This is a genomic window from Thermogymnomonas acidicola JCM 13583 (assembly GCF_001316105.1).
GTDB classification, from domain to species: Archaea; Thermoplasmatota; Thermoplasmata; order Thermoplasmatales; family Thermoplasmataceae; genus Thermogymnomonas; species Thermogymnomonas acidicola.
On sequence record NZ_BBCP01000003.1, the window covers coordinates 141,038 to 150,776 of the forward strand.

A 9,739-nucleotide genomic window follows, 5' to 3' on the forward strand; every position below is an offset into this window, starting at 1 on the left:
GAGGAAATTCATATCCTCGAAGCCTGTTAGATCCCGGTAGACATCAAATGGGGGGCCAGAGTGCCCGACATGTGTATTGTCTTCGATACCTTCAGCGGCGTGAGGAGCGAGGAGGGGGGGTCAAGGCACGCCGCTATCAGCTTTCCGCCCCCTTCAGAGGAGGCAACAGCAACGTACCTATCCTCATCCACGTTTTCCCATGCGGACAGGACGTTGTAGAGGTGCAGTATCCTGCTCCTCGGCACCTTCCCCCCCGACTTTTCCTTCTGCTCGGCCACGAACTCGCCCATTATCTCCAGGTAGCGGAGCAGGTCATCGTATGTCTCGCCTGAGATGTGGTTGCCCACCATGATGTACTCCCTGAGGTCTGAAAACGGTATCCTGACCTCCTCGCTCTCTCCGACCTTGTCCCTGACTATGTCGTATATGGCGTTCCTCACCATCTCGCACAGATCGGAGGTCCTGTAGCCAGGCATGAGCTCGAAGTCGCCGTACTCCTGGGCCTCGCGCTCTGAGGCGTTCACTGAACCGACAGCAATCTCGAATGAGGCCAGCTCTCTTGCTATTGTGGGAATGTTGTGCGCCTCATCCAGCACAACCACAAGGTCCTCCCTCTCCACACCCCCCCAGCTGTACAGGAGCCTCTGCGCCGTCACGGGGTTCAAGTAGAGTGCATAGGGCACTATGACGATTTCAGCGTCCCTCAGTGCCCACTTGAGGGCCTCGTACGGGCACACCACGTTGTCCAGGCCGTAGTTGTAAATGGAGTCCACATCCGGGACTGTGCTGTATATGTACGAGGAGACCTCGGGCGAACTGACCTTCTCGTTGTAGTAAATGCACGCGCTCTGGTCACCGTTCAGCACCTTTTTCTTCCTGAGGGAGCAGAACCTTGAGAGGGATTCCGAGGTGAAGTCCCTGGACTCCTCGATCTCGCCGTAAAGCAGGCAAAGGTTGGCCCGTCCCTGGAATGGCACTGCCTGATCTCCTCGCCCCCCCTTTTCAGGAGGCGGAGCTCCTTTATCACCTGCTCCTGCTGGCTGTTTGTCCTGGTTACATAGAGGACCTTCTTCCCCCCCTTCCTCCTTGCGAACTCGATGGCGGCGACCAGTGCAGTTATCGTCTTGCCGGTGCCGGTTGGGGACTCAAAGGCAACGCTGCTGCCACCCTCAAGCTTCGCGTGTATGAAGCGTATGATCTCTTCCTGATAGGTTCTGAGCGTGTATGGCAGGTTCAAACTGTCTACACCTGCTTCTCCGATAAGCTCTCGTATTTATCCCTGAGTTCCTTTGAGTCCGGGTATGCCCTGATGCCTTCCTCTAGCACCTCTATGGCACTCTCCCTCATACCTGCCTTTATGAAGAGGTCCGCAGCGTCCACGTAGTATGCAGGCACCCCCCGGGCGTCAGCTTTATGATCTCCAGCATGTCGCGGGCCGCTTCCCCGTACTTTCCCATGTATGCGAGGAGCTCGTGCCTGCGGTAGAGAAATATTGGGTCCTGTGAGTTGAGCTGCACTGCCTTCGTGTAGTCGGCCAGAGCGTCCTGGAACCTCTGCATCTTCCAGTAGACGTTTCCCCTGTTGTAATAGTAGTCTGGCACGTCGCCCTCCAGTTCAATTGCCCTGTTGAATGCCTTCAGTGCTTCCTCAAGGTTCCCCCCCATGTCCTCGTAAACGGAGCCAAGTGCATTGTGGTAGTCCGCGTGCTCCGGGTATAACTCTATAGCCTTCTTGTAGTCCTTGACGGCCTGTTCCAGCATCTTCATCGAGTAATATGCCAGGCCCCCCCTGTTGTAGTAAAAGTCCGGCTCGTTGTCCAGGATCTTTATGGCCTTCGTGAATTCCTTTATTGCCTCAGGGTACTTCTGTATGTTGAAGTATGATATCCCCCCCTCTCATTGTAATCGTCCGCAAGTTCGGATCGGTCCAGAGGTTTGAAGTTGCTTGACACGATATCCACATGTCTAGCTAGTGTTAAACGTTTCCCCCCCACCTTCTCCAGATCCATAGGGGGGGTGGTCGTTTGGCCACGAAAAATGGTGAGGGTTACCTGTCACCCTAAGAGATCAGATGGAGGCCTTGATGGCCCTCTCCAGGGCCTCAACACCCATGTCTGCCTGCTCCTCCGTTATTATGAGTGGAGGTATTATCCTTATGGCGCTCTGGCCTGTGGAGAGGAGTATCAGGCCGTTCTCGAATGCCTTGTATTCCACCCTGTCCCTCAGCTCCCTGGCCGGCTCCTTTGTCTTCCTGTCCCTCACGAAGTCTATGGCCAGCATCAGGCCGATGCCCCCCCTCACATCGCCTATGCACTCGTACCTCTCTGACAGCTCCTGGAGCCTCTTCTTCAGGTATGGCCCCCCCACCCTGTTCACATTGTCAAGGACCTTCTCCTCCTTCATGACCCTGATGGTCTCTATGCAGGCGACAGAGGCCAGCACGTTGCCACCGAACGTGTTGGAGTGCAACCCCGACTCTGGGAAGTCCAGCCTCTCGTGCACTATTGCGGCTCCCATGGGTATGCCCGATGCGATTGCCTTGGCCACTGTAAGCACCTCAGGCTCTATGCCAAAGTGCTCTGATGCGAAGAACTTCCCTGTCCTCCCGAACCCGGTCTGGACCTCGTCCACCATGAGGAGGATCCCGTTTTCGTCCGCCAGCTTCTTCAGTGACCTTAGGAAGCCCTTCGGCGGAACAACGTATCCCCCCTCTCCCTGTATGGGCTCCACCAGGAACCCCGCCACGTTTTCCGGCGGCAGGTAGGTCTTGAGGACGAAGCGGTCGATGTAATCGATCGTCCTGTTCACCAGCTCTTCTGGCTCCTCGTACCCGTCTATGCCGAACGGGTTCCTGTATGGGTCAGGGAAAGGCACGTGCTCCACTCCAGGCATGGAGGGGGGGAAGAAGCCCTTCTTCTGGATGGGCTTCGATGCAGTGAACGACAGCGAGCCCTGGGTCCTGCCATGGAACCCGCCTATGAAGCCTATAAACTGCTGCTTCCCTGTGGCGGCCTTGGCGATCTTGATGGCAGCCTCATTGCTCTCCGTCCCGCTGTTGGTGAAGAAGACCTTCTTCCTGAAGCTCCCTGGCGTCACTGACACCAGTTCCTCTGCGGCCAGTACCTGTTCCTCGTAGTAGAAGTCCGTGCCGGCAAAATGCCATAGCTTCCTGAGCTGCTCCTCCACCCTTGCGGTGACCCTGGGGGGGTGCACGTGGCCCAGGTTGGTGACGCTGATCCCGCTCGCCATGTCAAGGTAAACGTTTCCGTCGACATCCTCCACAAAGACGCCCCCCCTTGCCCTCCTCGCGACTATTGGGAGTGACTTTGTGCTCTTTGCCAGCACATCATGGTCTCTCTTCACTATCTTCTTGGCCTCCGGCCCTGGCGGAGTTACCCTGATCTGTATCCTGTTGAGCTCGGCGGATGCCTTTGATTCCTTCATCATGTGTATCGGAAAAATTATACAAACTAATAATATATATTTTATTCAAACATAATCGTATGGTTATTACGAGATTCGTAATGCCAGGGGGGGTAAGGGTGGCTTTACAGGAATGATAAACTTTGAGGAAAGTTTTAACCACAGCACAGGCATAGTAAAGGGATGAAGGGTCAGGCCACCGCCGCTTACGAGGAGTTCTACAGAGACGAGATAACGGACATGGAGTTCTACAGGAAACTCTCTGGAACCATGAAGGGCACCGACCTTGGAGACAGCCTCGCCAGGCTCTCCGATGTCGAGAGGGAACACTCCGACTTCTGGAGGAAGGCAATAGAGAGTAGCGGGGGGGAGAGCGTATCGCACATAAGGCCCAGGTATGGCAAGATCTCGCTCCTACTCTTTCTGAGGCGAATACTGGGAACGGTGCTTACGGTTAGGATGCTGGAGCACGGGAGATATCAACTGTGAAGATGTACAGGGAATACGCTGACAGCCTGCCGGACGGTGACCCGATGAGGCAGGGCCTGGAGAAGATAATAAGGGAAGAGGTGAGCCACGAGGAGATATTCCAGAACAGTATAGAGAGGACGAGGAAGGATGTCCAGAGGAGCAGGGACATAATCTACGGCATGAGCGACGGCCTTGTGGAGGTCCTGGCCGCACTGGCCGGGCTCTCCGCCATAATAGTCGATCACTTCATAATCGCTCTGGGTGGACTGGTGGTTGGAATAGGTGGCACGATAAGCATGACTGTGGGCGCGTACCTGTCACAGAGCACAGAGAGCCAGTACAGGATAAACGAGGAGATGAAGAAGAGCCTGTTCAGGATGGACGGCAGGGCCGAGAGTAAGATAGCGAGCATAGAGGGTGAGAGTGCAGAGTCGGCCCTAACCGTGGCCTACTCCTATATCATAGGCGCACTGGTGCCAATAGTTCCATTCCTTTTGCTGCCCAGGATACCTGCCCTCGCAGTGTCAGTGGTACTGGTTGCGGTGGCAGAGGCTCTCTCAAACTCAATAGTCTCGCTCTCTATGGGGGGGCTGAGCATAGGCAGGAATGCCATAAAGGCCACAGCGCTCTCGCTCATAGCCTCAGCTGCCACATACACGGTTGGTGAACTCTTTCATATCTTCCTGCACATTACTGTCCTATGACTGAAGACAGGCACCTTCCGCCCTTCATACTCTCGAACCCGCTCCGGTACTGGAGCCATCACCGCTGAGGATCGTTGCACAGTACCTCCCTGAGTCCGGCGTGATCTGCGACTTGGGCTCTGGCCCTGGCTACTTCACGGAAAAGATCGCGAAGATGAGGCCAAAAGCCAAGGTCATTGCAATCGACCCTGACAGCAGGGCGGTTGACGTGCTCAGGCGGAAGGTGGAGGCCAGAGGTTGAAGAACGTGGAGGCCCATCTCTCAAGGGCCTCGGAGCTGGGCTTCATTCCCGACGGTTCTGTGGACTTCATATTCTCTCACCTCATGCTCTGCTGCGCGGTCGACCACAGGGGGGGAGCGGTGGCTGAGGCCCTCAGGATACTCAGGGGGGGTGGTGGCATGATCTTCATGAGTGTCACTGGCAGCGGGAGGAAGAGCCGGGACGTCAGGGACGTGGATAGTGAGGAGTGGGAGGGCATAATGCACCTCTTCAATGCCTTTGCCTCCGGCAGGTCGGTGGCCTACAGGTGGTTCCTGGGCAGGAAGGGTGCTGGAAAGGATTATTGACCTTTCACCCATGCCTGGATATGGAGGGCCAGCACAAGTTCGACTACGCCAGGATATCGGAGATGCGCTCAAGGTACGTCCCGGACGCTGCCGTCCTCTCCGCTGTGCTGCCAGGGCCATCAGACACGATAATAGATGTGGGGGGGTCAGGTGACGGTTACTACTCGATCCTGTTCTCAAGGTTTGCGTCCAAGGTATACGCTGTCGAGAGGGACAGGGACGCAGCCAGGTACATTGAGGACAGAGTGAAGGGAGGTGGCGTGAAGAACGTGGATGTGTGGAACACGGACATATGCGAGGTCTTTCCCGAGGTGCAGTTCAACAAGGTGTTCTTCAGCAACAGCTTCCACGACCTCAGGTGCCGTGAGGGCCTGATCGATGTCCTCCTGAACAGGTCACGCCCGGGCCTCCAGGTCACCTTTGTAGAGTTCAAGAAGGTGGAGAGCATAGGGCCGCCCCCCCTTGAGGTCAGGATAGCGGATAACGAACTGGCAACGCTCATGACCGGTAGGGGGGGATTCAGGCTTGTCAGGAAGGCTTACCTGGAGATACACTACATCCACACATATGAATTGCAGGGCCACGGAGACAACAAGAAAACATTATAAGACCCGTTTAAATAAACCCACCGATTGTGATGGTCCATGACTGATCCAAGGAAAGTGCCGCCAGACGCATTACTATCTGCATTGGCAGAGAAGCTGAAGCTTGATGACAGGATAAAGGAACCAGAGTGGACAAAGTACCTGAAGGCAGGGATACACAGGGAGAGGCCTTGGCAGAACGATGACTGGTATTATGTGAGGCTCGCCTCCACGCTCAGGAAGGTTTACCTGAACGGGCCTGTGGGCATATCCAGACTCAGCGAGGAGTATGGGGGGGAAGGTGGACAGGGGGGGGTCGAAGAGGTACCACCCGGCAAAGGGGGGGAGCAGGTTCATAGTCAGGCACATGCTCCAGACCCTTGAATCGCTGGGGTATGTGAGGAAAGACGGTACAAAGGGAAGGGTGATATCACCACAGGGCCAGTCCCTGATAGACAAGGTGTCAAGGGAGGTGCTGCAGAAGCTCGCTGAAAAGGAGCCATCGCTTGCCAAGTACATCTGAAGTGGTAGAGATGGATGATGATGAGGAACTGGAGGCGCTGAGGCGCCGTAAGCTTGAGGAGATGCAGAGGAGCCTGGCCGAGCAGCAGATAGTGCAGGAAAGGCAGAGGCAGATAGAGGCTGAGAGGGCCAGGAGACAGCAGATCCTCCGCCAGATCCTTGATCCTGAAGCCAGGGAGAGACTGGCAAACGTGAGGCTCGTGAGGCCGGACCTGGCAGACAGCGTTGAGAACCAGCTGATCCAGCTTGCGTCAATGGGCAGGATCAACAGGGTCCTGACTGATGCAGACATAAGGCAGCTGCTCGAGAGGCTGAGCGAGAACAAGAGGGAAACGCACATTGAGAGGAGGAGTAAGTAATGAGCAGGAATAAGGGACTCGGAAGAAAGATCAGGCTTCTGAAGAAGGTGAAGCAGAACAGCAGGGTACCAGCCTGGGTAATGATGAGGACGAACAGGAAGGTAATACAGAACACCAAGAGGAGGAACTGGAGGAGGTCCTCGCTGAAGCTGTGAGGTGGATGGCATGGTGGAGACACAGCAGGCCACTGACGAGATTGTGCTGAACGTCCCCCTTAGGGATGCCAGGGTCGTTTCAAGGACGAGAAAGGCTGATACCGCAATAGAGGAACTCAGGCGCTTCATAGCAAGGCACACTAGGACCGAGAGGGGTAAGATCTGGATCGACAACAAGGTGAACGAGAAGGTCTGGGAGAGGGGCAAAAAGAAGGTCCCTGGGAAGCTCACGGTGAAGGTCGTGAAGCTCCAGGACGGCACAGTCGAGGTAATAATGCCTTGAGCATGATAAAGAAGATATCCATTCTCAAGAACAATTTTATAGGCCTCTACGCAGGGTGTGGGAGGACATTGCATTCTTGCCTTTGGGCGTTGAGCAGGAGACTGTAAGGGAGTTCGAGGAGAGCATGGGTGTCAGGGTCGAAAGGGTTCTGATCAACCAGAGCTACCTCATAGGATCGCTAATGGTCATGAACTCCAACGGCATAATTGTGGCCAGGAACGGAACAGACGAGAGGCTTCCAGAGGACCTCAACGGCAGGAACGTCCTCTTCCTGAAGGACAAGATCAACGCCGTCGGCAACGACATCATAGCCAATGACCGAGGGGGGGCCATAATACACAGGGGGGGTTTCAGCGCGTCCTCAAAGAAGAAGATAGAGGACACGCTCGGCGTTGAGGTGATCAAGGGCACCATAGGGAAGATAAAGACCGTGGGAAGCGCTGCCGTGATCTCCAAGAGAGGGATGCTCGTGACGCCCGAGGCGGATGAAGATGAGATGAAGTTCCTGTCAGAGTTCTTTGGTGTGCCAGTGAAGTCGGGCACAGCGAACTTCGGTAACATATACGTCGGTTCCTCCGTGCTGGCCAACAGCAGGGCAGTCTTTGTGGGGGAAGGAGACCACACCGATAGAGATAGGAAGGATAGACGACGTCCTCTCGTGACAGTGGCGCCATGATTAAGTATTTATAAGGAACACAATGGCAGTCATGTGAGTGGCATCGGTGCTCCTGCTGTCCAGATCCCACCATCTTTTCTCCCAATAGTCCTCATTCTGGTAGTCTGGCTTGTTTACAGGCTCTACAGGGGGGCTCCACGGCTCAAGGTTCAGTGTATCGAGAATCGTCGTCAGGACGGTGATATACGTCCTGCTATTCCTTACCGTTGTCGATGCCGGGATATTGAGTGTACCTTTCCTGATAGTTGCCCTGATCGCCGGCCTTGTTGCGGGCCTTGTCTACGGAAGGGGCGTTTCCTTCAGCCTTGTGGAGGGGAGGCAGTACTACAGGCGTTCCACCGTGGTCATGGCTATCTGGCTGGTGGGCTACATCTTCAGGCTTATGGCCCTGTTGCTCTACCCCCCCACCTCCAGGGTCGCACTACTGGCCTCTGACCTCACGCTCACCGCAGTGACCGGTCTTGTCATAGGTGAAGCGATGGCCATAATTGCCAGGTACAGGGAATCAAAGGGGCTTCCCGAGGATATCTGAGCTACCCTTTGCCCCCCCCAGGAAGTCCCTGGCCTTTACAAGGCTTATGAGCTCCACGCCGTTGTTGCACAGGAGCTGGCTGCCACCCTCTTCCCTGTCCACCACGCACACTACCCTCCTTACCGTTGCCCCCCTCCTCTCTGAGCATGTTGACGGCGCGCATGACAGAGTTACCGGTTGTCACAACATCCTCCAGGACTGTGACCTCTGCGCCCCGCTCCACGTTGCCAACTATGAGCTTCTTCGTTCCGTGGTTCCTCTCCTTCCTTATTATTATGTACCTGAGGCCCAGGGAAAGGGATGTGGATACGACGAGGGGGGGACTGCGCCAAGCTCAACGCCGGCCACAGCGACCCCCCCTCTAACGTGCGGCTTCATCCCCTCAGTTATCTCCCTGAGCACGGAAGGGTCTGTGCAGGCGTCCTTTATGTCAACGTAGTAATTTGATCTCTTCCCAGAGGTGAGGACAAAGTCCCCCGAACTTTATGGCACCGGCCTGATGAGAACGTCTGAGAGCATCCATGAGGTATAGGCAGACAGTATAATACAGTTCCCGGTGGCTGTTGCAGACTGTGCGCGCATGACTCAATACAAGGCTTTCGCCGATCTGCCTGAGGCTGATGCCACACGCCATGCATGCGATCCCTTGGCAGTGTAAATGCACCTGGATCCCTTTATCTCTACCTCACCGATCAGAAGGCGTGAAGCTGGTAGGAGTAACTGCCCCCCCGACGACAGGATCAGGAAAGACCACGGTAACCCTGGCACTGCTGCACGGCCTTGGAAGGGCGCTCCCGGTGAAGATCGGGCCAGACTACATAGACCCCCCCATGCTCCACACGGAAATCTCCGGCATCAGGGCGGTCAACATGGACCGGTGGCTTCAGGGAAGGGCATACAGGAAAGCCATATGCAGGCAGGGAGAGGTTGCGGACTATGCGGTGCTCGAAGGCGTCATGGGCCTTTATGATTCCGGCTCCCCCCCGATCAACGCGAGCACAGATTTCTACTTTCGGGCCCTCGGCGTTAAGTACCTTCTTGTTGTGGACGTCTCAAGGGTGGCCGAATCTGCATATTACATATCCAGAGGCTTCATGGGAAAGAGGTGCCTGGGTGTCATAATAAACAACTACAGGTCCCAGAAACACCTGGAGATGGTTGAAAGGCCTTTCAGGGAGCATTCCATCAGGATCTGGGGGGAGATACCGTACAGCGAGAGCCTGAAGATCCCGGAGAGGCACCTGGCCTCTACACGCCCTCGGAAATCAGCAGGCTCCACGAGATAGCCAGGGAGGCTTCAAGGTACATAGACTTCTCGTTCACCGACCTGCTTGAGGATAGCCGCTGCACCGGCGTGGAATCAAGGCCAGCGGGCGGTGGCAGGAAGGTATACGTTGCAATGGACGAGGCGTTCTCGTTCTACTACGCCTCAAGCCTAGACTTCCTCTCCACGCTGGGCACAGT

Annotated in this window: 15 protein-coding genes and 4 pseudogenes; 12 read left to right on the plus strand and 7 right to left on the minus strand. The window is 55.7% G+C overall.

Going from position 1 to position 9,739, the window contains the following annotated elements; all coding sequences use genetic code 11:
* Positions 1-26 precede the first annotated feature (26 nt).
* From JCM13583_RS03905 to JCM13583_RS03920, 6 genes and pseudogenes are all read right to left on the minus strand, one after another.
* Complete coding sequence (locus tag JCM13583_RS03905; protein WP_075056765.1) at positions 27-977, minus strand: hypothetical protein; 951 nt, start codon at positions 975-977, stop codon at positions 27-29.
* Positions 860-1,237, minus strand: a complete 378-nt coding sequence (locus tag JCM13583_RS03910) for a DEAD/DEAH box helicase family protein (RefSeq protein WP_075056766.1) — start codon at positions 1,235-1,237, stop codon at positions 860-862. The genes JCM13583_RS03905 and JCM13583_RS03910 overlap by 118 nt, the downstream gene beginning before the upstream one ends.
* 5 nt (positions 1,238-1,242) lie before the next feature.
* Positions 1,243-1,380 (minus strand): hypothetical protein, encoded by a 138-nt coding sequence (locus JCM13583_RS13810; protein ID WP_171823421.1) that lies wholly within the window; start codon positions 1,378-1,380, stop codon positions 1,243-1,245.
* Positions 1,356-1,760 (minus strand): tetratricopeptide repeat protein, encoded by a 405-nt coding sequence (locus JCM13583_RS03915; protein WP_171823422.1) that lies wholly within the window; start codon positions 1,758-1,760, stop codon positions 1,356-1,358. The genes JCM13583_RS13810 and JCM13583_RS03915 overlap by 25 nt, the downstream gene beginning before the upstream one ends.
* Positions 1,746-1,886 (minus strand): annotated as a pseudogene (locus JCM13583_RS14330) (tetratricopeptide repeat protein); the annotation flags it as partial. The gene JCM13583_RS03915 and the pseudogene JCM13583_RS14330, both read right to left, overlap by 15 nt.
* A gap of 180 nt (positions 1,887-2,066) precedes the next feature.
* Entirely contained in the window at positions 2,067-3,446 is a 1,380-nt protein-coding gene (locus tag JCM13583_RS03920) for an acetyl ornithine aminotransferase family protein (RefSeq protein ID WP_162509348.1), read from the minus strand.
* Between the two features lie 159 nt (positions 3,447-3,605).
* Here JCM13583_RS03920 and JCM13583_RS03925 point away from each other — a divergent pair, with 159 nt between their 5' ends.
* From JCM13583_RS03925 to JCM13583_RS03970, 11 genes and pseudogenes are all read left to right on the plus strand, one after another.
* Positions 3,606-3,911 carry a hypothetical protein gene (locus JCM13583_RS03925; RefSeq protein WP_075056768.1) on the plus strand — a complete coding sequence of 102 codons (306 nt, stop codon included), beginning with the start codon at positions 3,606-3,608 and terminating at the stop codon, positions 3,909-3,911.
* Positions 3,908-4,597, plus strand: a complete 690-nt coding sequence (locus JCM13583_RS03930; RefSeq protein ID WP_075056769.1) for a VIT1/CCC1 transporter family protein — start codon at positions 3,908-3,910, stop codon at positions 4,595-4,597. Before JCM13583_RS03925 ends, JCM13583_RS03930 begins: the two co-directional genes overlap by 4 nt.
* Before the next feature lie 100 nt (positions 4,598-4,697).
* Positions 4,698-4,838, plus strand: coding sequence for a class I SAM-dependent methyltransferase (locus JCM13583_RS12060; RefSeq protein ID WP_171823423.1), 141 nt, complete (start codon positions 4,698-4,700; stop codon positions 4,836-4,838).
* Positions 4,835-5,164, plus strand: a complete 330-nt coding sequence (locus JCM13583_RS12065; protein WP_162509351.1) for a methyltransferase domain-containing protein — start codon at positions 4,835-4,837, stop codon at positions 5,162-5,164. Before JCM13583_RS12060 ends, JCM13583_RS12065 begins: the two co-directional genes overlap by 4 nt.
* 20 nt (positions 5,165-5,184) lie before the next feature.
* A complete protein-coding gene (locus JCM13583_RS03940) occupies positions 5,185-5,772 on the plus strand; it encodes a hypothetical protein (protein WP_075056770.1) in 588 nt (195 codons plus the stop codon).
* Between the two features lie 36 nt (positions 5,773-5,808).
* A pseudogene (locus JCM13583_RS03945) lies at positions 5,809-6,271 on the plus strand (30S ribosomal protein S19e).
* A gap of 10 nt (positions 6,272-6,281) precedes the next feature.
* Positions 6,282-6,629 carry a DNA-binding protein gene (locus JCM13583_RS03950; protein ID WP_075056793.1) on the plus strand — a complete coding sequence of 116 codons (348 nt, stop codon included), beginning with the start codon at positions 6,282-6,284 and terminating at the stop codon, positions 6,627-6,629.
* The gene (locus JCM13583_RS03955; RefSeq protein ID WP_075056771.1) at positions 6,629-6,784 is read left to right on the plus strand and encodes a 50S ribosomal protein L39e; all 156 of its coding nucleotides are present in this window, start codon (positions 6,629-6,631) and stop codon (positions 6,782-6,784) included. Before JCM13583_RS03950 ends, JCM13583_RS03955 begins: the two co-directional genes overlap by 1 nt.
* A 10-nt stretch (positions 6,785-6,794) precedes the next feature.
* Positions 6,795-7,067: a 50S ribosomal protein L31e gene (locus JCM13583_RS03960; RefSeq protein WP_075056794.1), complete on the plus strand. Its 273-nt coding sequence runs from the start codon at positions 6,795-6,797 to the stop codon at positions 7,065-7,067.
* Between the two features lie 2 nt (positions 7,068-7,069).
* Positions 7,070-7,729: pseudogene (locus tag JCM13583_RS03965) on the plus strand (translation initiation factor IF-6).
* A 123-nt stretch (positions 7,730-7,852) separates the two neighbouring features.
* Entirely contained in the window at positions 7,853-8,275 is a 423-nt protein-coding gene (locus JCM13583_RS03970) for a hypothetical protein (RefSeq protein ID WP_162509352.1), read from the plus strand.
* On the opposite strand, the pseudogene JCM13583_RS03975 reads toward JCM13583_RS03970, so the two are convergent.
* A pseudogene (locus tag JCM13583_RS03975) lies at positions 8,249-8,798 on the minus strand (orotate phosphoribosyltransferase). The gene JCM13583_RS03970 and the pseudogene JCM13583_RS03975 overlap by 27 nt on opposite strands.
* A 178-nt stretch (positions 8,799-8,976) precedes the next feature.
* On the opposite strand from JCM13583_RS03975, the gene JCM13583_RS03980 reads away from it, so the two are divergent.
* On the plus strand, positions 8,977-9,561 hold the full coding sequence (locus JCM13583_RS03980; RefSeq protein ID WP_075056773.1) for a hypothetical protein: 585 nt from the start codon (positions 8,977-8,979) through the stop codon (positions 9,559-9,561).
* Positions 9,562-9,739 lie beyond the last annotated feature (178 nt).

Bases quoted from the DNA above. Each gene is read 5' to 3' on its own strand.
- JCM13583_RS03920 (WP_162509348.1), bottom strand. From the start codon at position 3,446: ATGATGAAGGAATCAAAGGCATCCGCCGAGCTCAACAGGATACAGATC.
- JCM13583_RS03955 (WP_075056771.1), top strand. From the start codon at position 6,629: ATGAGCAGGAATAAGGGACTCGGAAGAAAGATCAGGCTTCTGAAGAAG.
- JCM13583_RS03915 (WP_171823422.1), bottom strand. From the start codon at position 1,760: ATGCTGGAACAGGCCGTCAAGGACTACAAGAAGGCTATAGAGTTATAC.
- JCM13583_RS03925 (WP_075056768.1), top strand. From the start codon at position 3,606: ATGAAGGGTCAGGCCACCGCCGCTTACGAGGAGTTCTACAGAGACGAG.
- JCM13583_RS03940 (WP_075056770.1), top strand. From the start codon at position 5,185: ATGGAGGGCCAGCACAAGTTCGACTACGCCAGGATATCGGAGATGCGC.
- JCM13583_RS03960 (WP_075056794.1), top strand. From the start codon at position 6,795: ATGGTGGAGACACAGCAGGCCACTGACGAGATTGTGCTGAACGTCCCC.
- JCM13583_RS03950 (WP_075056793.1), top strand. From the start codon at position 6,282: ATGGATGATGATGAGGAACTGGAGGCGCTGAGGCGCCGTAAGCTTGAG.